The following is a 21,677-nucleotide window of genomic DNA, read 5'->3' as shown; positions in this document are numbered from 1 at the left end:
TGGGCCCGACCCCGCCCTGGCCTGCGACCACGCTCCGCCCACCGCTACGATGCCCCGGAACGCAAAGAGCAGGCAAAGTGGCGGTGGGGGCGGGCATGACCGGGGACCGGGCGAACGCGCACACGGACGCGTCCGAGGCAGTCGAGGCGGCCGAGGCGGACGGCGGACCGTCGACCGCCCACCGGCCGGGGGATCCGACACCCGTCCCCGGCGGCCAGGTCGGCCCGGCGACCTTCGCCGTCCAGAAGGCCGGAGGCTGCCTCGGCGAGCTGGTCGTCGAAACGGTCGGCGGGATCCTCCTCATGGCCCTCACCACCCTCTCGCTCGCAGCGACGTTCTACGTCGCCCAGGCCCTCCACCGCGCCAGTGCCCCCGGTGCCTACGCACTGGCCGCCCTCGGCCTGCTGGCCCTGGTCCACGGCGTCCGACACCTGCGCCGCCCCGAGGAGCGGCGCAGCAGGATCGGGCGGATCACCGCCGCCGTCACCGCCGTCCTCGGCGGCTGGCTGGCCGCGTGCGTCGGGTACGCGTCCTTCGACGCGGCCTTCGGCCTGAACATCGGCCTCTGAACATCGGCCTCTGAACATCGGCCTCTGAGCGCGGGCCACCGTCTGCCGCACACGGCGCCGGAGAGGCTCCCGACCGTCCGTCAGCAGCCCGTTGTCCCACTCGTTCGCACCTACGATGAGGAACATGATCGTCTACGCCCCAGCCGCCCTGTTCTTCCTGCTGTTCGGTATCGGGGTACTGCGCGACCGCCGCCGGTTCAGCAACGCCGTGCTGCTCGGCATCGCCGTATCGCTCCTTTCCCTCGCCCTGCTCACCGAGTTGCGCAAGGCGCCCACCCTGGTGGTGGAGTTGGTGGCCGTCGCCATCGTCCTGCTCCCGGCCATCGGCACGGTGGCCCTGGCCTGGTTCCTGCTCGCCAACGGCCTGACCATGATCCGCAAGGAGGGCCGACGACCCGCCAATCTGCTGTCCCTGCTCGCCGGCCTCGGCATCATCGCCCTCCTCGCGCTGATGGCCGCCGCCGTCGTCACCGGCTCGCACCGACTCGCCATCCTGGCCGGCACCGCCCTGCTGGTGGTCGGCTACATCTCCTTCCTGTTCGTCTGCTTCGTGGGCTACGCCTTCCTCTACGGCCGCCACCGGCCGCGCCGGGACGTGGACTTCGTGGTCGTCCTCGGTTCCGGGCTGATCGGCGGCGATCGCGTACCGCCGCTGCTCGCCAGCCGGCTGGACCGAGGCCGGGAGGTGTACGAGCAACAGGCCGCGCGCGGCAACCCGCCGGTGCTGATCACCTCGGGCGGCCAGGGCCCGGACGAGAAGCTGCCGGAGTCCCACGCGATGGCCGACTACCTGACCGAGCGCGGCTTCCCGGCCCAGCACCTCGCGCGCGAGGACCGCTCGCGCACCACCGAGGAGAACCTGCTCTTCAGCAAGGCGATCATGGAGCAGGCCAAGACCGGCTACCACTGCGTGGTCGTCACCAACAACTTCCACGCCTTCCGCGCCGCGCTCACCGCCCGCAAGACCGGGGTCAACGGCCACGTCTTCGGCTCGCCGACCGCCGCGTACTACTGGCCGAGCGCGACCATCCGCGAGTTCGCCGCGGTGTTCCTCTCGCACAAGCTCGTCAACTTCGGCATCTGCGGCCTCCTCGCCCTCTGCGGCGTGCTCGCGGCCCTCTGAACAGCCCCCCGGATCCGGCAGTGGCCGAGTGGGCACGTGGGAGCGGCCTCAGGGTTCGATGGAGAGGTGTTCGATGAGGTCGTCGCGCAGCGTGAACCGGTAGCGGAGATCGATGGTGCCGCCGGGGAAGTCGCCTTCGAGGTGGTGGGTGGCGATGTAGTGGGCCGTGTCGATCTCCTGAGCGTTCGCCAGGTCGATGGTGTAGGTGAACTCGGTGGCGGATCGGTCCAGCCACCGCTCGATCGCGGCGCCGCCCTGGTAGGTGTTGCCGTCGTCGATCACTGTGGCGTCGTCGGTGAACGCCGTGACCGCGGTGGCGGTGTCGTGGGCGCGGTGCGCTGCGAGGTAGCGGGTGATCACCTCGGGCAGGTCGTCCGGGGTGATGGTCCGGGGCTGGTGGTCGTGCATGACGCTCCTGATGATGGTGCCGGCGGGTTCAGACGGTGGGGGTGGTGCCGCCGTCGATGACGTGTTCGGCGCCGACGATGGCCGAGGCGCGGTCGGAAACGAGGAAGGCGACGAGCTCGGCGACCTCCTCGGGCCGGTTGGGGCGGCCGAGCGGGATGCCACCGAGGGAGTCCATCAGCCGGCCCAGCGCCGCTTCCTGGCTGATGCCGGCGTCGTGGGCGATCCGGGCGACGAGGTCGTCGGCGGCCGAGGTCTGGACGAAGCCGGGCGAGACGGTGTTGACGCGGACTTCGTGCGGGGCGACCTGGGTGGCCAGGCCCTTGCTGTACGTGGTCAGGGCGGCCTTGGCGGCAGCGTAGGCCAGGGTGCCGTTCCACAGCGGCATGCGGCGCTGGATCGAGGTGACGTGCACGACCGCGCCCCTGCCGTTGGCGATCATGTGCGGCAGGAGCGCGCGGTCCAGGCGGACGGCGGCCAGCAGGTTCGTGTTCAGCTCCCGGGCCCAGTCGTCCTCTCCGAGCGCGGCGAATCCTCCTGCCGGCGACGTGGAGCCGCCGAGGGTGTTGACCAGGATGTCGACGCCTCCCACGCGGGCGTCCACCTCGGAGGCGACGTCGGCGGCGCCCTCGGCGGTGGACAGGTCAGCCGTGATGAACGTCTTCTCCTCCACGTCGTCGGGCCGGCTGCGGGCGGTGACGAGAACGGTCGCGCCGGCCTCGGCGAGGCGTCGGGCGATCGCGGCTCCGGTGCCCTTGGTGCCGCCGGTGACCAGAGCGCGCCGGCCTTCGAGGGATTCGCTGATGGATGTGGTCACGGTGTGCCCCGTTCCCGGGCGCGGGCGCACGAGGCGCCGCCCCGTCTCGACTGCTAAAATAGAAGCCACTAACTTTGACTTTAGCAGTAACCGAGGGGATGGTCGCCGTGGCGAGCCGGATCAGGCTGGAGGACCGGGAGTGCCCGCTGTCCACGACGGTGGAACACGTCGGCGAGTGGTGGACGCTGCTGATCCTCCATGACGCCTTCGACGGCTACACCCGCTTCGACCAGTTCCAGGAGAGCCTGGGCATCTCCTCCAGCATGCTCACCACCCGGCTGAAGACCCTGGTCGCGGACGGCCTCCTGGAGCGCCGGCCCTACCAGACCGGCCCCGTCCGGCACGAGTACGTACTCACCGAACTCGGGCGCTCGCTGCGCCCGGTGATCGTCGCCCTGGCCGCGTGGGGCAATGCCCGCCTCCCGGCGGCGGAGCGCAGCATGATCCTCGTCGACGCGCACAGCGGCGAGGAGGTCGAGCCCGTCGTCGTCGACGCCAAAACCGGCCGCCGACTCGACGACAGCACCGCCTACGTCTTCACCGCGGGCCCCGCAGCCAGCGCCGCGATGCGCAGCCGCTACGCGGCCCGGCCGACCATTCCCACGGAAGAGGCCTAAGCCCGCCCGGAGGAGCCTCGTACAGCCTTGAGCAGGGCCGCGAGCACGGGCTGCACCCGACCGCCTCGCAGCACCGGTCTGTCGCTGGCGTGACACCTGCTCCCCCCAAGTGATCGACCCGCAAGCCACGCTGATCCATCTCGCCGGTCACGTCGACACCACCCGCCCGCCCGGTCTAACAGAATCGCAATGACTTTCGGGCGCGAAGCCGTCTACTGTCCGGCGAATGAACGTCAAGGACACCGATCCCACCGACACGCCAGCTGTCATCGTCCGCTCCCAGAACGACCCGACCACCCAGGTCAGGTTCTCCGACCGCTACTTCCCTGACGAGTACGGAACCGGCTTCGCGGTGGAAGTGCACGCTGAAGGCCTCCTAGCCCGGCTCGACTCGGTCATCACCTGGGTCTGGGGGCCGGAGTACCTGGCCGACTTCCTCGACAAGCTCGCTGCCGACTTCCGCGGCTGGGAGGGCGAGCGCGCCTGGAGCACCCACCACCTCGCCCTGCGGGCAGTCTTTCGATCCGGTGGCCACGTCGGCCTGACCTGGACTCTCCGGCCATGGACCACCCAGGAAGACTCCTGGGAAGCCTCGGTCACCACCTGGTTGGAGGGCGGGGAACAACTGGCGACCTTTGCCGCAGACATCCGTCAGTTTCTCGACCGCGGCACTCCGGCTGGAACCCGTTGAATCTCGCCGTCGACTTTGCTGTAGCGGGCTGAACCACCGCCTTACCGGCTCCACTTCAACCCGCCAGAACCAACCGGTCAACGGATCGCCTTCCCCCGCTGCTACCTACCGGCGGGGGCTCGACGCCCTGGAACTCCGCTGAAACCGGCCGACTCCGGATCTAGGATCTGCGGCATGGCAACACGACTCGTGCAGATCAACATGAAGGCCCGGGACGACGCTGCGCTCGGCCGGTTCTGGGCCGAGGCACTCGGTTGGGGTGTCGACAGCGAGGGCCCCGGCGTGACCAACCTCGAACCGGTCGGCTTCGCCTACCCCGACCCCGCGGCCGTCTGCATCGACCTCGTCGCCCGCCCAGAACCCAAGACGGTGAAGAACCGGGTGCACATCGACCTGGCCACCACCTCGACGGCCCATCAGGCGGAGCTGGTCGCCCGCTTGAAGGACCTCGGCGCGACACTCGCCGACGTGGGGCAGGGCGACGTCCCCTGGACGGTCATGGCCGACCCGGAGGGCAACGAGTTCTGCGTCCTGGAGCCCCGGGAGATCTACCGGGACACCGGGCCGATCGCCGCAGTGGTGGTCGACTGCACCAGCCCGCGGGCGATGGCCCGGTTCTGGGGCGAGGCAATGGACTGGACGGTGCACGAGGTCGCCGACGACTACGCGACCATGCGATCCGCCCACGGCGTCGGCCCCTACCTGGAGTTCATCCGCACCCCCGACACCAAGAGCGGGTGGAACCGCGTCCATCTGGACATCAGCCCCTACCGCGGTGACGACCCGGCAGCCGAGGAGGCCAGGCTGCGCGCTCTCGGCGCCTCCGACCCGGGCATCGACCAGTCCGCCATCTCGTGGCGGATCCTGACCGACGTGGAGGGCAACGAGTTCTGCCTGCTCAGCCCCCGCTAGCCCGGCCCACCCCCTGGGCCCCCGGGCCGTCCGATCGGACGGCCCGGGGGCCCAGGAGCTCGGCATGACCGCACATCGCCCTTCCCGGCTGCTGGGAGCGACCGAGGTACCCGGTCTCGGGTCAGGGCCCGGTGTCACCGGGGTGGGAGCAGAGTCCGCCCTGGTAGTTGCTGTCGTACCAGGCTCCGGTCGCGTCCAGGTCCAGGTTGGTGCGTCCGGGGCCGACGCAGCGGTGGTAGTCGGACCGGGGCCACCGCTTGACCTGGATCCACACGTTGGTGTTGGTGGCACAGTGCTCGTAGTAGGCCCGTTCGCCGTTCCTGCTCTCGTTCCAGCCACACCCGGATCGAGCTTGCACGGGAGCGGCTACCGCCGAGGGGACCGTCGCGCAGGCGAGGGCGCCGGCAAGGGCGACCGCCGCGAGGCCGAGAAACGGTCCGCGCCGTACCGCCGGCGCGGCGAGTGATTCACGAGGTTCCATACGTCGTCTCCTTCACGAAGGCTGCTGCCGGGATCCGTCTGTCCCGCGCCTGCTATGCCAACGCCAAAGTGGCCGCGCGAGAAACGCCCAAGGGGTAAGCGAGACTCTGTCACCAGGCATTCGACGATGGCCGAGACCTCTGGGGTCTACGCCCGGTGAGCTCGTCGGCCTTCTGCCCTGAAAGCCCCTGGGCTGATCTGGTTCGGATAACTGATCGTTTGAGGATGAAGAGCTTGGCAGTTGGCCTGTGCCAGCGCAGCTGTGAGTCAGGCGTGATCGTGCACTTGAGCCCAGACGTCGCCACCGCCGGCCCAAGTCCACAGCCAGTGCCGTAGCGACGGGCTCGCGTTGCGGAGGCCATCGTGTGGGTCTTCGCCCCAGCTGGGCTCCCATCCGTCCACGTCAAAGAGCAGCACTGGGTTGTCCACTGCAAGCAACGAAACGTGCCACTCCATCGTGCAGCCGCCTGGCACGAGATACAGCCATGATGAAGGCAGCCCCTCGATGCGATTGCGTTCGTGCATGCAGACCGAGGAGTGCCAGTCAGCCAAGTGCCCCGGCACACGCTGGCCTGCGGTCAGCGAAGCGATCCCCGCATCGGGCCCGAAGCCACCGTTGCCGACCTCGGTGTAGATCCGACGAAGCAGTTCCGGCAGAGGGCGTCCGATGATCTGCTCCGCGGCATCGACTTCGTCCCGTGTGATCGGTGCGAACAACGGCTCTCGGGGAGCCTCCGCGAAGTAGCTCGCGATCTCTTCCGCTCGGGCGTCGAGCGTGACCTTCCCGGAGCTGCCGCTGGAGATGATCCGGCCCTGGATCCGCTCAATCCCGTCTTGGCCGTAGCGCTCCTCGATCCAAGCGAGCGGAACGTCGGCCCTGTCGAACCGCAGGCCCGGATCCCAGGCACGAGTGCGCAGCTTGTCGATCAGCTCGTCGTCATTCCCGGGTCGGACGCCCGACTGGGCGTGATCCATCGCAAGCTGCGGCTCACTGCTCCTGCGCTGAGGGGAGGTCATGTGCCGGGAGCCTAGCGCCGAGGTGGTCCGCCCTTTGAGCGCCCGGACGTGCGAGCCATAGACCGCGCCGTCGTCCAGGTCCAACAGATCTGCGCCGCGCAACCGCCCTCTACACCTGCATCATCCACGCTCCTCTCCCGGGCGCAGCCCGTCGAACAGGTCGGTCTCGATCTGCCCGCCGCCGCAGGGCGTCGGTACCAGGCAGCGGGCCAGGTGGTAGTCCTCGGTCGGCCAGACCTCGCGCTCGATGCTCCTGGGGTGGGCCATGAACGCCACGCCGGGCTGCACCTGGGTGGCGTGCGCCAGCAGCGCCGCGTCCCGTACCGCGAACTGCTCGGCGCACGCGATCCGGGTGGTGGTGGCGAGAGCGGGAGGGGTGTCGGGCCAGCCGGCCAGCAGCTCGCCCATGGCCGAGGGGACGCCCCGCTCCGTCATGGCGTCGTGCAGGGTCTGGAACCAGGCCCGGGAGAGGGCCAGGTGGTAGTAGAGCTTCGCCGCCTGCCAGGGCTCTCCCGCCTCCGGATAGCGGTCCGGATCGGCCGCGGCCGCGAACGCCTCGACCGTGACCTGGTGGGTCATCACGTGGTCGGGATGCGGGTACCCGCCCGTCTCGTCGTAGGTGATCACGACGTGTGGACGGAACTCCCTGATCAGCGCGACCAGCGGCGCCGCCGCGACCTCCACCGGTTGGGCGGCGAAGCAGTCCTCGGGCAGGGGCTCGTCCGGGCCGGGCATGCCGGAGTCGAGGAAGCCCAGGAACTGCTGGCGCACCCCGAGAATCTCCCGGGCGGCGGCCATCTCCGCCCGGCGGATCCGGGCCAGATCGGCCCGGACCTCGGGCCGGTCCAGCGCCGGGTTGAGCACCGAGCCCCGCTCGCCGCCGGTGCAGGTGGCGACCAGGACGTCCACCCCCTCGGCGGCGTAGCGGGCGAGGGTGGCCGCGCCCTTGCTGGACTCGTCGTCCGGGTGGGCGTGCACGGCGAGCAGGCGCAGGCGGCCGGAGTACTGGGTCAACATGCTTGCCTCCACGGTCGATCGGTCGTGACCGGCGATCGGCGACCGCCCGTCCGCGGCCTCCCCGGCCGCTGGAGAGGAACTTAGGACGGACCTAGCGATTGGGTCAAGCCAATTTATTGGGTCGGACATAATTCATGTGCCCGACCCATCGAACTGCGCTAGGCTCCCCGCATGACGAAGCCCCGACCCGCCGCCACCGACGCCGCATCCACCGCCGACACCCCCGCCCCCAAGCTCCGCGAGCTGAACAAGCGCCGCACCCGCGAGGCCATCTCGGACGCCGCGACCAGGCTCTTCATCGACCAGGGCTTCGACCGCACCACCATCGCCGAGGTCGCGGCCGCCGCCGGCGTCGCCAAGATGACCGTCACCAACCACTTCCCGCGCAAGGAGGACCTCCTGCTCGACCTGCACGAGGAGCTCGCCGGCCGGCTCGCCCGCACGGTCGCCGACCGCGCCCCCGGCGAGTCCGCCCTCGCCTCGCTGCGCCGCGACTGCCTGGCCGCGCTCGACCGGCACGACGCCCGGCTCGGCTTCGCGGGGCAGGCCTTCGCCCGCACCGTCGCGGACAGCCCCGCCCTCCTCGCCCGGCTGCGCGAGCTGCACGAGCAGGGCGAGACCGCCCTGGCCGAGGCACTGACCCGGGCGTTGACCGACGCCGACCGCCCCGCTCCCGCCGACGACGCGACCGCCCCCGTCGACTTCGAGAGCCGGGTCGCCGCCGCCCTGCTCGCCGCCGTCGACCGGGCGGTGTTCACCGAGGTGTTCCGCCGAGTCCTGGCCGGCGAGGAGCACGCCGCCGTCACCGCCGCCGTCCGGCCCTCGGCGATCCGGGCCTTCGACCGATTGGAGGGCGCCCTCGGCAACTTCGCCGTCCGTACCGACCGGGGCCGGTGATCCGAACCGACCCCCCCCACCCGACCTCGCACTTGACGAAAGGTTGACCTGTTCACGGCAGAAGGTTGAAGCATCCCGCCCCTATCGTCAGCGCATGCCCTCACAGCCCATCAGGCCCACCACCCTGCCGGTTCTGCCGTACCGCAAGCCCACTCGCGGGCGGGACTACTGGGTCCTGGACAACGTCCTGCCCGACCCGGACGCCGTCCGCGAGCGCGTCCTGGCCCGCGGCGACTGGACCGAGGGCTACCCCTACCGCCCCGAGGCCTGGCCCGGCCTGCGCACCATGCCCGGCCTCGAACCGGACGAGCTGGCCCGCGTCGAGTCCCTGGTCCGCAAGGCCACCGGTGCCTCGCGGCTCTGGGTCCAGAGCACCCCGGGCGGCGGCACGCTCAACCACAACTGCGTCCAGCTCGTCGGCGCCGGCGAGTCGGAGTCCCGCCCGCACACCGACTCCCGCGCGCTCTGCCGCTACGCCGCCGTCCTCTACCTCAGCCCGGGCGCGCCCAAGGACGCCGGCACCAGCTTCTACCGCCAGCAGTTCCCCGGCGGCCGCCTCGGCGGCAACCTGGTCAACGCCCCGCACAACAACCTGGTCGAGGCACTTGGCACCCGGCACGTGCCGGCCGACCACTTCACCGAGGACGTCCGCGTCCCCAACCGCTACAACCAGCTGCTGCTCTACCACGCCAACCTCATGCACAGTGCCACGAGTTACTACGGCACCGAGCTGCCCGAGCGCCGGATGACGGCGGTCTTCTTCTGGATGGCCTGACACCCGTTCCGGAGTCCGCCCGGGGCTCGTGAGCACCCCTCACGTCCCGTACCCGGGCCGACTTCGGACGTCCGGCCTCGACATCTAGGAAGACAACGCGACCCTGTACATCCGGGGCCCCACGCTCTGAAGCACAGCTGAAGCCACCGCACCGGTGAGTCCGTACGCCCCTTCCAACGGTTCGCCGCCGAGCACGAGTTCCCGTCCCCGGTGTGACCTTTCGCCGACCGTGCGCGCCTTCCCCGCACGGCAGCCGCCACCCCATACTCCTGGCTCGAACCCGACGGCGGCCGCGACGGTCGACCGGTCGGCAGGTACCAGACCCAGCCGGGAGGCGGGCGGTGCGAGAACACGGGGAGTGGGTCACGGTGGAATCAGCGACGGTCACCGCATCGACGGTCACCGCAGCGGCTGCGGGCACCTGGAAGCTCGGCGACCTGGAGGTGAACCGGCTCGGGTTCGGCACGATGCGGCTGACCGGCAACGGGATGCGCGGCAACTCCGATGGCGAGCCGATCGACCGCGAGCTCGCCGTCCGGCTCCTGCGCAGCGCGGTCGAGCACGGGGTGAACCAAGCTGCCGGCGGCAGGGCATCGCCTTCGTGCCGTTCTTCGCGATCTCCGGCCGGCAACGCGAGGCGCCCGCCGCCGACACCCACGACGACCGGCTCCAGGCGATCGCGCACGCCCACGGCGTGACGCCGGCGCAGGTCCGACTGGCCTGGACACTGCACCGCGGGCCGAACGTACTGGCCATCCCGGGAACCTCCGACCCCCGCCACCTGGTCGAGAACATCGCCGCCGGCGCACTGCGGCTGTCCCGAGCGGACCTGGACACCCTGGACGCCACAAACGGCACGAGCCCCGTCGACCACCCGGAAGCGCCCGCGTAGAGCTCGGGAACGGCCAACTGAACGGGAGGGGTGCCCGCGGGCCCTCCAGCCGCGGACACCCTCCTGTTCACTGCGTGACCACCTCAGCGGTCACCACACCTCAGGCGCCGTGGATCCTCGAACAGCGGCGCCGGCCACGGCGGGGGCAGCCAACGCCCCCGCCGAACGCCCAGCCGCTCACTACCCGCCGCTCACCACCCGCCGCTCACCGCCCGCTGCGGAGCCGGTGGGCGGAGACCCGCACCCGGGTGCCGCAGCGGGTCGAGCAGTAGCGCTGCGGGGTGCGGCGCCCGGTGTCGATGAAGTAGCGCTCGCAGCCGGGAGCCGCGCAGCGGCCCCAGGCGCAGTAGCCGCGTTCGCCGAGCCAGAGCGCCAGCGCGAGGGCGGCGGTGGACAGCAGCCAGTGGGCCGGCGACGCGCCGTCCGAGGCCCGGGCGTGGACCGACCAGCGGCGCTCCGGGAGGCGGACCAGCCGGGGTCGGGCGGGGTACCGGTCGAGGAGGGCGTTGATGGCGTCCGCGGCCCGGTCCTCGTCCGCCAGGTCCAGGATGCCGGCGATGGTGGCCGTGGCTTCGCGCAGCTCCAGCGCCGTGGTCGCGGTGAGGCGCAGCGGCGGCCCGCCGTGCCGTTCCACCACGGCCTGCAGTTCGGCCGCGTCGGCCCCGGGCCGGTCCTGGACGGTGTTGACCAGGTCGGCCAGGAAGTACAGGCCGCGCGGATTGTCCTCGTCGAATCCCTGGTGCATGCACGTCTCCCGTCGCCAATCGAAGGCTCGCCGAGCCAGCCCCATGGTAACGTCAAAACGGATGTTAGCCGTTACACCGCCGATCGCAGCGCAAGGGATTCGCCATGACCGTGTCGCAGACGTCCGTGCTGATCGTCGGGGGCGGGCCGGTCGGCCTGACGCTGTCGGCCCTGCTGTCCGGGTACGGCGTGGACCACGTGCTGGTCGAGGCCCACCCCACGACCTCCCGCCACCCCCAAGGCCCGCGGGGTCTCGGCCCGTTCGATGGAGATCTTCCGGCGCCTCGGCCTGGAAGGGGCCGTCCGCTCGGCCGGTCTGCCGGCCGATCAGGTCCGCTTCTACCGCGGCCGCGACCTCGTCGATCCCGACTTCGTCCGCACCGGCCTCCCCGAACAACCCGAGGAGGACGCGGAGAGCGCGGAGCACACGCCCGCGCCCGGCGTCATCTGTTCCCAGGACGCGCTGGAGCCCGTCCTGCTGCGGCACGCCGAGACGCCGGCCGGCCCCCGGATCCGCTTCGGCACGCGCCTGCTCGGGTTCACGGACGACGGCCTCGGCGTGCTGGCCGACCTGGCGGACGCGGCCACCGGTGAGCGGTACCGGGTACGCGCGGACTGGCTGGTCGGCTGCGACGGCTCCGCGAGCACCGTCCGTGCCGGGGCGCGCATCGCGATGGAGGGCCCCACCGGGCTGGGTCGCTACCTGAGCGTCCGCTTCGAGGCGCCGCTCGGCCCGGTGGTGGCCGATCGCGCCAGCGCGTCCTACTTCCTCACCGCGCCCGGTCGGGGCGGGTTCATGGCGGTCGACAACGACCGCCACTGGATCTACCAGTACCCGCTCACCCCGGACACGCCCGCCTCGAACACGCCCGCCTCGAACACGCCCGCCTCGAACACGCCCGCCTCGGACCCGTCCGACCACGGGCAGCTGGCCGACCTCATCCGCACCGCCGCCGGCATCCCCGACCTGGACGTGACGGTCCGCGACACGATGACCTGGCGCATGGACGCGCAACTCGCCACCGCCTACCGCCGCTCCCGAGTCCTGCTGGCCGGCGACGCGGCGCACGTCGTCCCGCCGACCGGAGGGCACGGCATGAACACCGGCATCGGCGACGTGGACAACCTCGCCTGGAAGCTCGCGGCCGTCACCGCCGGGTACGCCGGCGACGCCCTGCTGGACACCTACGAGGCTGAACGCCGGCCCGTCGCCCGCCAGGTCATCGACATCTCCACCGCCAACGCCCGCAACCGCACCGGCTACCGCATCGACGACGAACTCCTGCTGACCGCCGTCTACCGCTCGACCGCCGTCCTCCCCTCGACCGCCGCCCCCCGGAGCCCCGGCACGGCTCCGGAACCCACCGGGCTGCGCCCGGACGGCTACCGCCCCGGCGTCTGCCCCGGCGAACGCCTGCCGCACGTCCGCCTCACCGGCGGACCCGCACGGGTGACGTCCACCCTCGACCTCCTCGGCCCCGGCTTCACCCTGCTCACCGCGACGGACAGCCCGGCCTGGCGACGGCAGGCCGACGCCACGCGGCAGGCCGGAATCCCCGTCACCTACCGAGCGCTCGACACCGGCCGACAGCGGGAGGCCACCCCGGGGCAGTGGGAACGCCTCGTCGGCGCGGCAGCCGCGGTCCTGGTCCGCCCGGACGGACACGTGGCCTGGCGCGGCACCGACCCGGCGACGGACCTTCGAGCCGTCCTCCGGAGCGTCCTCTCCTCCTGACCGCCTCCCGGTTCGCCGCCGCCGCGCCCGGGGACGCTCCCCCCATGGACCGCACCCACCCGCACGAGGGCCCCGCCGTCCCGCCCACCGAGGCGGTCCACCCCGCCTGGGCCGGGATCGACGACCTGCCCACCCTCGACCTGCTCCGGCTGATGAACGCCGAGGACCGCACCGTCCCGCTCGCCGTGGCCGCCGAGGTGGAGCGGATCGCCGCCGTGGTCGACGCCGTCGCCGCCCGGATGGCGTGCGGCGGCCGGCTGGTCTACGCGGGCGCGGGGACGGCCGGCCGGCTCGGGGTCCTGGACGCCGCCGAGTGCCCGCCGACGTTCGGCACCGACCCGGCGCAGGTGGTGGGTCTGATCGCGGGCGGCCCGGCGGCGGTGACGGCGGCGGTCGAGGGCGCCGAGGACCGCCCCGACCTGGCGGCGGCCGACCTCGCCGCGCTCGGCCCGACCCCGGCCGACACCGTGGTGGGCGTGTCGGCCTCGGGCCGGACGCCGTACACCGTGGCCGCCGTCCGGGCGGCCCGCGCCGCCGGCGCACTGACCGTCGCGCTCGCCTGCACCCGCGGCTCGGCGCTGGCGGAGGCCGCCGAGCTGGCCGTCGAGGTGGAGGTCGGGCCCGAAGTGCTGGCCGGGTCGAGCCGGTTGAAGGCGGGCACGGCGCAGAAGCTGGTGCTCAACCTGCTGTCGACGGCCGTCATGGTCCGCCTCGGCCGGACGTACGGGAACCTGATGGTCGACGTCCGGGCCACCAACGCCAAGCTCCGCGAGCGCGCCCACCGGATCGTCGCGGAGGCCACCGGCGCGGACGATGCGGCGGTCCGCCGTGCGCTGGGGGCGACCGGCGGCCGGGCCAAGGACGCGATCCTGACCCTCCTCGCCGGGGTCGACGCCGCCACCGCCGCCCGCCTGCTCGCCGCCTCGGGCGGACGGCTGCGCGAGGTGCTGCGCGCCGCCGGCCTCAGCTGACGGAGGTCACTTCAGCTGGAGCTCCCCCGCCGCCGTGACCTCGCCGAGCCGGGGGAAGTCCAGCTCCACCGACGCCCGGTGCTCCTCCGCCGTGAGCGCCGTCATCGCGTCCTCGACGAACACCAGCCGGTACCCGTGGTCGCCCGCCGCCCGGGCGGTCGACTCCACCCCGAGGTTGGTCGCGATCCCGGCGAACACCAGGGTGTCCACGCCGCGCGCCCGCAGCAGCTCGTGCAGGCCGGTGCCGTGGAAGCCGCCGATGGTGCGCTTGACCACCACCTCGTCGGCCACCGCCGCGACCTCGGCCGCGAGGTCGCTGCCGGGCGGCTGCTCGGCGACGTTCGGCCGCTCGACGCGCACCGCGACGACGGGCGCACCGGCCGCCCGGAACGTCCGGGCGAGGTCGAGGGAGGCCGCCAGCACCTGCGAACCGGGGTACGGCGCGAGCTGGTTGGCGACGATCCGGTCCATCAGGTCGATCAGGACGAGGGCCGTGCGGCGAGGGTCGAGAGTGATCACGGCGATCACGCTAGCGCCCGCACACCCCGGAAAGCTAGGGACCAGCCACGGTGACGCACCGTCAACTCCGGTGACTCCACGGGACTAAGCTGTGCCTCACTGGAGATCGACGACCTCACGAAGGAGTTCGACCCCGAATGAGCAGCCGCATCCCGGACTCGCCGGCCCCCGGTCCCGCCGCCCTCCCGTCCGCCCCGCGCTCCGGGCGGCTGTGGGTGGAGGGGGTGGCCGCCGCCATGGCGGCGCTGTACGCGGCGCTGAAGCTGTACTGGGCGTTCGGCGGCGATGGCCTGAAGTCCACCATCGGCTTCTCGGAGGACCTCTGGCACGATCCGCTCTTCGAACTGCTCGGCCTCTGGGGCACCGTGCTGCTCGCCGCCCTGGGGGCGCTGATCCCCTTCGCGCTGGTGAAGCCGTGGGGGGCGGTGGTGCCGCGGTGGATGCTGGAGCTGCCGATCGGGATCGGCTGCGCGTTCACCGTGCTGCGCGGCATCGCCGGGATCGTCCAGGAGAGCCTGTACCTGACCGGCGCGATCTCCTCGCACTACCCGGACGTGACGGGCGCGGAGGCCGACACCGTGGCCCGCTGGTCGCTGTTCCTCTACTCGCCGTGGTTCCTCGTCTGGGGGCTCGTCCTGGGCGCCATCGGGCTGCGCGCACTCCGCACCGACAAAGCCGCCCGGGCCGCCCGGGCGCTCCGGGAGGCTCCCACCGGCTGACCGGCAGCAGCCCGGCACGTCCCCCGCCCCGCCGCTACCCCGCCGCCGCCCCGCCCTCGCGCGCGATCTCGGCCCGGAAGCCCTCGATCAGCACGCGCAGCCCGTACTCGAAGTCCGCGTCGTGGTCCGTCATCCGCAGCACGTCCACCGCCTCGCGCAGCAGCGGGAGTTCGCTCAGCGCCTCGTCCGGGAAGGCGGGCCGGTCGCGGTCCGCCGCGTCCTGCCGCCAGGCCTGTTCCTCGGTGACCCAGCCCATCACGTACCGGTCGACGGTGAGCAGCAGCCGCAGCGCCGTCCGCGGCCGCAGCCCGGCCCCGCACAGGGCGCTCAACTGCGCCTCGACGGCCGGCAGTTCGGCCTCGGTGGGCAGGGTCCCGGCGTGCACCCGGGCGCCGTCGCGGTAGGCGAGCAGGGCCGTGCGCTTGGCGCGCGCGTCGGCGGCGATCCAGTCCGGCCAGTGTGCCGGGTCCGGCGCGCGGTCGGGTGGCAGGGCCTCGGCGAGCATGGCTTCGGCCATCAGGTCGAGCAGTTCCCGCTTGTTCTTGAAGTGCCAGTACAACGCCGGTGACTGGACGCCGAGTTCGCGGGCGATCCGGCGAGTGGTGAGGCCGTCGATGCCCTCCTCGTCGAGCACCCGCAGGGCGGTGCGCACCACGTCGTCGCGCTGCAGCGCCATCCGATCCACCTCTCCGAGCCACCCGGGCTCCCCGAACTCCCGAGCCCGCCGAAATCCCCTTGCCGGCCCACCTTATCGCCGATAAGTTCCCGAGCTGGAACTTATCAGCGATAAGGAAGGTCGTCGCGCCGTCGACGGCCACGAAGGGACCCACCCCCGCATGACCTCGACCCTGTCCCGACTGCTGCCGAACACCGCGCCCTGGCGGTCCTCCCGGGACTTCCGACTGACCTGGACCTCCGGCACGGTCACCCTGCTCGGCTCGATCTTCACCATGACCGCGATCCCACTGCAGATCGCCCACCTCACCGACTCGCCGCTCGCCGTGGGCGCGGTGGGCGCGGTCGAACTCCTGCCCGCGATCGTGTTCGGCCTGTACGGCGGCGTGCTCGCCGACCGCGCCGATCGCCGCACCGTCGCCCTGGCCACCGAGATCGCGCTCGCCGCGCTCACCGCCCTGCTGCTCGCCAACGCGCTGCTCGGTGCGCCGGCCGTCTGGCCGCTGTACGTCGCCGCCGGGGTGGCGGCGGCCCTGCAGGGCGTCCAGCAACCCTCGGTCGAGGCGATGGTGCCCCGGCTGGTGCCGCACGAGCAGCTGGTCGCGGCCGGCTCGCTGCTGTCGCTGCGCTGGAGCATCGCGGGCGTGGCCGGGCCGGCCGCCGCCGGGCTGCTGATCGCCGGCGCGGGCGTCCGGGCCGCGTACCTGGTCGACCTCGCCACCTTCCTGGTCTCGATCGCCCTGCTCGCCCGGGTCCGGCCCGTCCCGTCCGAGCGCGACGCCGAGGCGCCGGTGCTGCGCGAGTTCGTCGACGGCGCCCGGTACGCAGCCGGCCGGCCGGACCTCCTCGGCACCTACCTGGCCGATCTCGCGGCCACCGTCTTCGCCCTGCCCACCGCACTGTTCCCGTTCCTGGCCGAGGAGTTGGACGCGGTGTGGGCACTGGGCCTGCTCTACTCGGCGGCCGCCGCGGGCAGCCTGCTGGCGGCCGCGACCGGCGGCTGGACGGACCGGGTGCACCGGCACGGCCGGCTGGTGCTGCTCGCCGCGGCCGTGGTCGGGGCGGCCACCGCCGGGGCCGCGCTCGCCCCGGGCCTGTGGGCCGTGCTGCTCTGCCTGGCCGTGGCCGGCGCCGCCAACTGGGCCGGCGACACCTTCCGCAGCGCCATCTGGAACCAGTCCATCCCGGACGAACTGCGGGGCCGCGCGGCCGGGTTGGAGATGCTGATCGGTTCCGCCGGGCCCGCCCTCGGGGATCTGCGGGCGGGCGGACTGGCCGCCCGCCAGGGCATCCGGGCCGCACTGCGCACCGGCGGCCTGCTCTGCCTCGGCAGCTCCGCCGTGCTCTCCGCCGCGCTGCCCTCGCTCTGGCGCTACGACGCCCGGGCGCACGGGGAACCGGCCGCGCCCGCCACCCCATGAGCCCCCCGAAGCCCCCGAAGACCCCGTCGCCCCTCGCCCGACGCCCAACGCCCGACGCCCGACGCCCGCACCCGCACCCGCACCCGCACCCGCACCCGCACCCGCACCCGCGCGAGCCCACTCGCCGCGGCCACGTCAAGCGAAGACTTGCCTCCGATTCCTTGACTGACCCTTCGTCAATCGTTAACCGTCCACGGTCTACCCGCATAGACCCCTCCGGTGGTGCCATGGACACATCGCCCGGCGCACCGAGCCCGGGCCGCGCCTAGGAGCCCCCACACCATGCGTCGCCCCCACCGCATCGCCCCCGTCCTGGTCACCGTCGCGCTGACGGCCGCCGCCGTCGCCACCACCGGCGCCGCCCAGGCCGCCCCCGCCGCGCACACGGCCCGCACCGCGCTCGCCGCGACCTGTTCGCAGGCCTACCTCCCGCTGCCCGACCCGGCCTGCACCCCGGGCGCGCTCAACCCCGACGTCACGCAGGACACCATCGACGACACCATCTGCGTCTCCGGCTACAGCACCTCGATCCGCCCGTCCACCACGTACACCAACCGGCTGAAGGTCCAGCAGATCGCCCAGTACGGCTACGCCGACACCAACACGGCGGACTACGAGGAGGACCACTTCATCCCGCTGTCGCTCGGCGGCAACCCGACCGACCCGCGCAACCTCTGGCCGGAGCCCCGCTACGCGACCGGTTCGGCCAGCCAGTCCTCCACCGACAAGGACACCGTGGAGTACAAGCTCTACCGGGCCGTCTGCAACCACCAGGTGGACCTGGCGCCCGCCCAGAACGCCATCGCCACCGACTGGACCACCGCGCTGTCCGTCCTCGGCCTCGGCTGAGCAAGGCCCCGCTCGGGGAGAGCGGCTCACAGGCTGAGCGCCCGCGCCGACGCACCGATCGGCGCGGGCAGCTCCGTCCACCCGCGCAGGTACCGGTCCACCGCCGCGGCCGCCGCCCGGCCCTCGGCGATCGCCCAGACGACCAGCGACTGCCCGCGCCCGGCGTCCCCGGCCACGAACACGCCCGGCACGCCGGAAGCGAAGCCGTCGTCCCGCTCCAGGGCGCCGTCCGGGCCGAGGGCGAGCCCCAGTTGGGGGAACAGCCCGTCCGGCTCCGGCCCGGTGAAGCCGAGCGCGAGCAGCGCCAGCTGGGCCGGCACGCACCGCTCGGTGCCCGGCCGGGGGCTTCGGTCGGCCGGATCGGCCTCGGCGAAGCGGACGGCGGCCAGCCGGCCGTCCGGGCCCGGCTCGAAGCCGAGCGTGGTCGCCGCGAACACCCGGGGGCCGGCCTCCGCCGCTCCCGACTCCTCGTGCGAGGTGGTCTCCCGGTAGACCTTCGGGTGGACGGGCCAGGGCTGCCCGGGCGCCCGGCGGCCCGGCGGGCGCGGGTTGATGTCCAGCTGGACGACGGTCGCCGCGCGCTCGCGCAGCGCCGTCCCCAGGCAGTCGGCCGCGGTGTCCCCGCCGCCGACGATCACCACGTCCCGCCCCTCGGCGGACAGCGGCGAGACCGGGCGGTCGCCCTCGTCGACCCGGTTCGCCCAGGTCAGGTAGTCCATCGCCTGGTGCACCCCGGGCAGCGCGCGCCCCGGCACCGGCAGCTCCCGGCGGGCCGCCGCCCCGACCGCGACCACCACCGCGTCGTACCCGGCCCGCAGCTCCTCGCCGGGGACGTCCCGCCCGACCCGCACCCCGGTACGGAACTCCGTTCCCTCGTCCCGCAGTTGGCCCAGTCGCCGGTCCAGCCGGTGCTTCTCCAGTCGGAACGGCGGGATGCCGTAGCGCAGCAGGCCGCCCGCCCGGTCCTCCCGCTCGTACACCGTGACGGCGTGCCCGGCCCGGGTCAGCTGCTGGGCGGCGGCCAGTCCGGCCGGGCCCGAGCCGACCACCGCGACCCGCCGGCCACCGCCCGTCCGCGAGCACCGGTCGGCCGGCTGCGGCCGGTCCCAGCCCTGCTCCCAGGCCCGGTCGGCGATCGCCAGCTCCACGTTCTTGATCGCCACCGCGGCCCCGTCGATGGCCAGCACGCACGCGCTCTCGCACGGCGCCGGGCAGAGCCGCCCGGTGAACTCCGGGAAGTTGTTCGTCGCCAGCAGCCGGTCCGCCGCCGCGTGCCAGTCCCCGTCCGCGGCCAGCCGGTTCCACTCCGGCACCAGGTTCCCCAGCGGGCAGGCGCTGTGGCAGAACGGCAGTCCGCAGTCCATGCACCGGCCGGCCTGTCCGCCCACCAGCGGCAGCGGCTCCCCGGGCCGGTACACCTCCCGCCGGTCCCCCAGCCGCTCCCGCGCGTCCCGCCGCTCCCGCTCGCTGCGCGGGGTGGTGAGGAAGGCCATCCGGTCTGCCATCGCGGCCTCCGGCGGGGCGTGCCGACGTTCTCCCCGGCGCGCACCCGGCGGGCGCGCCACCGTGAAGCCACCGTACGCCCCCACGGCAGGACGCAAAAGGCGGGGCGCCCGCCGGCCCCGGACCGGGGCCACGAACCACCGCCCGCGGGCCCGGCCCGGCCCGGCCCGCGCCCCCGAGCCCGCGCCCCCCGAGCCCGCCCTCGCCCGCCGGGCCCCAGCTGCCGCCCCGCCCGACACCGCCGCCACCGCCCCGGGGAGAATCACTCCCCATGAGCCACACCGTGCTGATCGCCGAGGACGACCGGGCCATCCGCGACTCGCTCACCCGCGCCCTCACCCTGGAGGGCTACGTGGTGCGCACCGCCCCGGACGGCGCCCGCACCCTCGCCGCCCTCGCCGAGCAGCGCCCGGACGTGCTGATCCTGGACGTGATGATGCCCGCGCCGGACGGCCTGGAGGTCTGCCGCCGGCTGCGCGCCGCCGGCGACCGCACCCCCGTCCTGATGCTGACCGCCCGCGTCGAGGTCCCGGACCGGATCGCCGGGCTCGACGCCGGGGCCGACGACTACCTGGTCAAGCCCTTCGACGTGGACGAGCTGTTCGCCCGCCTGCGCGCCCTGCTGCGCCGCCACCCGCCGGAGCGGACCGAGGACGTACTGACCGTCGCCGACCTGCGCATCGAGCCGCCCGCCCGCCGGGCCTGGCGGGCCGGGCGCGAGCTGGAGCTTTCCCGCACCGAGTTCGACCTGCTGGAGCTGCTGGCCCGGCACGCCGGCGCGGTGCTCGACCAGGCCACCCTGTACGAGCGGATCTGGGGGTACGACTTCGGCCCCGGCTCGAAGAACCTCGCGGTGTTCATCGGCTACCTGCGCCGCAAGCTCGACCTGCCCGGCCTGTCCCCGCTGATCCACACCGTCCGCGGCGTCGGCTACACGCTGCGCGAGCCGTGACCGGCCCGCGCCGCCGGCTGCCCCGCCCCGGCCTGCGCACCACCGTCGCACTCGTCTTCGCCACGATGGCCGCCCTGGTCGCGGTGCTGATCGGCACGCTCGGCTACCACGCCGCGGCCGGCCTGATCCGGGACGACGAGCGGGACGACTTCACCTCGGCCATGCGCGCGGTGAGCGGCCAGGTCGCGGGCGAGCAGCTGTTCCCGGGGGACTTCAACGGCCCGAGCGGGCTCAGCGAGCAGCTGCTGCACCCGGTCCGGGTGACGGCCCAGGCCCTCGACTCGAACGGGGCCGTCCTCCCGGGCACCTCCAGCCTCGACCTGCCGACCACCCCGGACGACCGCGAGCTCGCCCGCGCCGCCGCCCCGGCCCGCACGGCGACGGGCCTGCGCCACGTCCGCGGCACCACCTGCCGGGTGGGCGTGGTCTCGCTCGGCGGCGGCCGCGGCGCCGTCCAGGTGGTGCAGCAACTCGACGACGTCGAGGAGCTGTTGGAGATGCTGCGGCACGAGATGGTGGCCGTGGTGGCGGTCGTCGTGGTGGTGGCGGGCGCGGCCGGCCGGCTGGTCGCGGGCCGGATCACCGGTCGGCTGGTCCGGCTCACCGAGGCGGCCGAACTGGTCGCCGCCAGCGGCCGGCTGGACGTCCCGGTGCCGGCCGCCGGGACGGACGAGGTGGGCCGGCTCGGCCGCGCCTTCGACCGGATGCTGGTCCGGCTGGCGACGGCCAAGGAGAACCAGCGCCGGCTCGTCCAGGACGCCGGGCACGAGCTGCGCACCCCGCTGACCAGCCTGCGCACCAACCTCGCGGTGCTGCCCAGCCTGGACCGCCTGCCGCCCGCCGAGCGCGCCGCCCTGATGGCCGATCTGGCCCACGAGGCACGGGAGTTGACCCAGCTGGTGGAGGAGCTGGTGGCGCTCGCCGCGGACCACCGGGCGGACGAGCTGCCCGCCGAGGTCGCGCTGGCCGAGCTCGTCCGGACGGCCGCCGCGCAGACCCGCCGACGCACCGGCCGTCAGGTCGTGGTGGACGCGGACGACACCGTCGTCACCGCCCGGCCGGAGGCGCTGGCCCGCGCGGTCGGCAACCTGCTCGACAACGCCGCCAAGTTCGACCCGGGCGGCACGGCCCCGATCGAGGTGGTGGTGCGCGGCACCCGGGTCGAGGTCCGCGACCGCGGCCCGGGCATCGACGCGGCCGACCTCGACCGGGTCTTCGACCGCTTCTACCGCGCGACGGCCGCCCGCAGCCTGCCCGGTTCCGGCCTCGGCCTGGCCATCGTCCACGAGGTCGCCCGCTCCCACGGCGGCGCCGCCTTCGCCGCCAACCGCGAGGGCGGCGGCGCCGTGATCGGCTTCACCCTCGGCGCTCCCTGAC

23 protein-coding genes and 3 pseudogenes are annotated in these 21,677 nt (G+C 73.4%); 17 read left to right on the top strand and 9 right to left on the bottom strand.

Features of this window, described 5'->3' with window-relative positions; genetic code table 11:
• The first annotated feature begins 95 nt into the window (after positions 1–95).
• Positions 96–569 (top strand): hypothetical protein, encoded by a 474-nt coding sequence (locus AB2U05_RS32315; RefSeq protein ID WP_045693953.1) that lies wholly within the window; start codon positions 96–98, stop codon positions 567–569.
• Between the two features lie 124 nt (positions 570–693).
• Complete coding sequence (locus tag AB2U05_RS32310) at positions 694–1,692, top strand: YdcF family protein (protein WP_369185102.1); 999 nt, start codon at positions 694–696, stop codon at positions 1,690–1,692.
• Positions 1,693–1,740: 48 nt separating this feature from the next.
• On the opposite strand, the gene AB2U05_RS32305 is transcribed toward AB2U05_RS32310, so the two are convergent.
• Positions 1,741–2,100 carry a nuclear transport factor 2 family protein gene (locus tag AB2U05_RS32305; RefSeq protein ID WP_369185101.1) on the bottom strand — a complete coding sequence of 120 codons (360 nt, stop codon included), beginning with the start codon at positions 2,098–2,100 and terminating at the stop codon, positions 1,741–1,743.
• Positions 2,101–2,128: 28 nt separating this feature from the next.
• Complete coding sequence (locus AB2U05_RS32300) at positions 2,129–2,914, bottom strand: SDR family oxidoreductase (RefSeq protein ID WP_369185100.1); 786 nt, start codon at positions 2,912–2,914, stop codon at positions 2,129–2,131.
• Positions 2,915–3,012: 98 nt separating this feature from the next.
• On the opposite strand from AB2U05_RS32300, the gene AB2U05_RS32295 reads away from it, so the two are divergent.
• The 3 genes from AB2U05_RS32295 (at position 3,013) to AB2U05_RS32285 (ending at position 5,134) form a co-directional block, all read left to right on the top strand.
• Complete coding sequence (locus AB2U05_RS32295; protein WP_369186028.1) at positions 3,013–3,531, top strand: winged helix-turn-helix transcriptional regulator; 519 nt, start codon at positions 3,013–3,015, stop codon at positions 3,529–3,531.
• A gap of 226 nt (positions 3,532–3,757) precedes the next feature.
• Positions 3,758–4,222 (top strand): DUF6228 family protein, encoded by a 465-nt coding sequence (locus tag AB2U05_RS32290; RefSeq protein WP_369185099.1) that lies wholly within the window; start codon positions 3,758–3,760, stop codon positions 4,220–4,222.
• A gap of 174 nt (positions 4,223–4,396) precedes the next feature.
• Positions 4,397–5,134 (top strand): VOC family protein, encoded by a 738-nt coding sequence (locus tag AB2U05_RS32285; RefSeq protein WP_369185098.1) that lies wholly within the window; start codon positions 4,397–4,399, stop codon positions 5,132–5,134.
• A 121-nt stretch (positions 5,135–5,255) separates the two neighbouring features.
• Here AB2U05_RS32285 and AB2U05_RS32280 read toward each other — a convergent pair whose 3' ends face one another.
• The 3 genes from AB2U05_RS32280 to mca all read right to left on the bottom strand — a co-directional run bounded on the left by AB2U05_RS32280 (position 5,256) and on the right by mca (position 7,648).
• Entirely contained in the window at positions 5,256–5,492 is a 237-nt protein-coding gene (locus AB2U05_RS32280; protein WP_369185097.1) for a DUF6355 family natural product biosynthesis protein, read from the bottom strand.
• A gap of 389 nt (positions 5,493–5,881) precedes the next feature.
• Positions 5,882–6,631 (bottom strand): SMI1/KNR4 family protein, encoded by a 750-nt coding sequence (locus tag AB2U05_RS32275; protein ID WP_369185096.1) that lies wholly within the window; start codon positions 6,629–6,631, stop codon positions 5,882–5,884.
• A gap of 120 nt (positions 6,632–6,751) precedes the next feature.
• On the bottom strand, positions 6,752–7,648 hold the full coding sequence (gene mca / locus AB2U05_RS32270) for a mycothiol conjugate amidase Mca (RefSeq protein ID WP_045693941.1): 897 nt from the start codon (positions 7,646–7,648) through the stop codon (positions 6,752–6,754).
• Between the two features lie 171 nt (positions 7,649–7,819).
• Here mca and AB2U05_RS32265 point away from each other — a divergent pair, with 171 nt between their 5' ends.
• From AB2U05_RS32265 to AB2U05_RS32255, 3 genes and pseudogenes are all read left to right on the top strand, one after another.
• Positions 7,820–8,545 carry a TetR/AcrR family transcriptional regulator gene (locus tag AB2U05_RS32265; protein ID WP_369185095.1) on the top strand — a complete coding sequence of 242 codons (726 nt, stop codon included), beginning with the start codon at positions 7,820–7,822 and terminating at the stop codon, positions 8,543–8,545.
• Positions 8,546–8,639: 94 nt separating this feature from the next.
• Complete coding sequence (locus tag AB2U05_RS32260; protein WP_045693937.1) at positions 8,640–9,320, top strand: DUF6445 family protein; 681 nt, start codon at positions 8,640–8,642, stop codon at positions 9,318–9,320.
• A gap of 368 nt (positions 9,321–9,688) precedes the next feature.
• Positions 9,689–10,212 (top strand): annotated as a pseudogene (locus tag AB2U05_RS32255) (aldo/keto reductase).
• Between the two features lie 205 nt (positions 10,213–10,417).
• Here the strand turns inward: AB2U05_RS32255 and AB2U05_RS32250 are convergent.
• Positions 10,418–10,957 carry a CGNR zinc finger domain-containing protein gene (locus AB2U05_RS32250; RefSeq protein ID WP_369185094.1) on the bottom strand — a complete coding sequence of 180 codons (540 nt, stop codon included), beginning with the start codon at positions 10,955–10,957 and terminating at the stop codon, positions 10,418–10,420.
• Positions 10,958–11,061: 104 nt separating this feature from the next.
• Between AB2U05_RS32250 and AB2U05_RS32245 the strand changes: the two are divergent.
• The 4 genes and pseudogenes from AB2U05_RS32245 to murQ all read left to right on the top strand — a co-directional run.
• A pseudogene (locus AB2U05_RS32245) lies at positions 11,062–11,187 on the top strand (FAD-dependent monooxygenase); the annotation flags it as partial.
• Positions 11,188–11,212: 25 nt separating this feature from the next.
• Positions 11,213–12,172: pseudogene (locus AB2U05_RS32240) on the top strand (FAD-dependent monooxygenase); the annotation flags it as partial.
• 6 nt (positions 12,173–12,178) lie between these two features.
• Complete coding sequence (locus AB2U05_RS32235) at positions 12,179–12,691, top strand: hypothetical protein (RefSeq protein WP_369186027.1); 513 nt, start codon at positions 12,179–12,181, stop codon at positions 12,689–12,691.
• 44 nt (positions 12,692–12,735) lie between these two features.
• Positions 12,736–13,662, top strand: a complete 927-nt coding sequence (gene murQ, locus AB2U05_RS32230) for an N-acetylmuramic acid 6-phosphate etherase (protein WP_369185093.1) — start codon at positions 12,736–12,738, stop codon at positions 13,660–13,662.
• Positions 13,663–13,668: 6 nt separating this feature from the next.
• Here murQ and AB2U05_RS32225 read toward each other — a convergent pair whose 3' ends face one another.
• The gene (locus AB2U05_RS32225; RefSeq protein WP_369185092.1) at positions 13,669–14,181 is read right to left on the bottom strand and encodes an isochorismatase family protein; all 513 of its coding nucleotides are present in this window, start codon (positions 14,179–14,181) and stop codon (positions 13,669–13,671) included.
• A 137-nt stretch (positions 14,182–14,318) separates the two neighbouring features.
• Here AB2U05_RS32225 and AB2U05_RS32220 point away from each other — a divergent pair, with 137 nt between their 5' ends.
• Positions 14,319–14,900, top strand: coding sequence for a DUF3995 domain-containing protein (locus tag AB2U05_RS32220; protein ID WP_369185091.1), 582 nt, complete (start codon positions 14,319–14,321; stop codon positions 14,898–14,900).
• Between the two features lie 34 nt (positions 14,901–14,934).
• On the opposite strand, the gene AB2U05_RS32215 is transcribed toward AB2U05_RS32220, so the two are convergent.
• Positions 14,935–15,576 carry a TetR/AcrR family transcriptional regulator C-terminal domain-containing protein gene (locus AB2U05_RS32215; RefSeq protein WP_369185090.1) on the bottom strand — a complete coding sequence of 214 codons (642 nt, stop codon included), beginning with the start codon at positions 15,574–15,576 and terminating at the stop codon, positions 14,935–14,937.
• A gap of 160 nt (positions 15,577–15,736) precedes the next feature.
• On the opposite strand from AB2U05_RS32215, the gene AB2U05_RS32210 reads away from it, so the two are divergent.
• Together AB2U05_RS32210 and AB2U05_RS32205 are read left to right on the top strand one after the other, a co-directional pair.
• Positions 15,737–16,996, top strand: a complete 1,260-nt coding sequence (locus AB2U05_RS32210; RefSeq protein WP_369185089.1) for an MFS transporter — start codon at positions 15,737–15,739, stop codon at positions 16,994–16,996.
• A 282-nt stretch (positions 16,997–17,278) separates the two neighbouring features.
• Positions 17,279–17,845: a hypothetical protein gene (locus tag AB2U05_RS32205; protein ID WP_045693916.1), complete on the top strand. Its 567-nt coding sequence runs from the start codon at positions 17,279–17,281 to the stop codon at positions 17,843–17,845.
• A gap of 26 nt (positions 17,846–17,871) precedes the next feature.
• Here the strand turns inward: AB2U05_RS32205 and AB2U05_RS32200 are convergent, their stop codons facing one another.
• The gene (locus AB2U05_RS32200; protein WP_369185088.1) at positions 17,872–19,350 is read right to left on the bottom strand and encodes a glutamate synthase subunit beta; all 1,479 of its coding nucleotides are present in this window, start codon (positions 19,348–19,350) and stop codon (positions 17,872–17,874) included.
• A 269-nt stretch (positions 19,351–19,619) separates the two neighbouring features.
• On the opposite strand from AB2U05_RS32200, the gene AB2U05_RS32195 reads away from it, so the two are divergent.
• Positions 19,620–20,300, top strand: coding sequence for a response regulator transcription factor (locus AB2U05_RS32195; RefSeq protein WP_045693912.1), 681 nt, complete (start codon positions 19,620–19,622; stop codon positions 20,298–20,300).
• Positions 20,297–21,676: an ATP-binding protein gene (locus tag AB2U05_RS32190; protein ID WP_045693910.1), complete on the top strand. Its 1,380-nt coding sequence runs from the start codon at positions 20,297–20,299 to the stop codon at positions 21,674–21,676. Before AB2U05_RS32195 ends, AB2U05_RS32190 begins: the two co-directional genes overlap by 4 nt.
• The last annotated feature ends 1 nt before the right edge of the window (position 21,677 follow it).

The sequence above is a fragment of the Streptomyces sp. Y1 genome (genome assembly GCF_041053115.1).
Taxonomy (GTDB): Bacteria; Actinomycetota; Actinomycetes; order Streptomycetales; family Streptomycetaceae; genus Kitasatospora; species Kitasatospora rubellomurina.
This window is presented reverse-complemented; position numbering and strand designations above follow the sequence as displayed.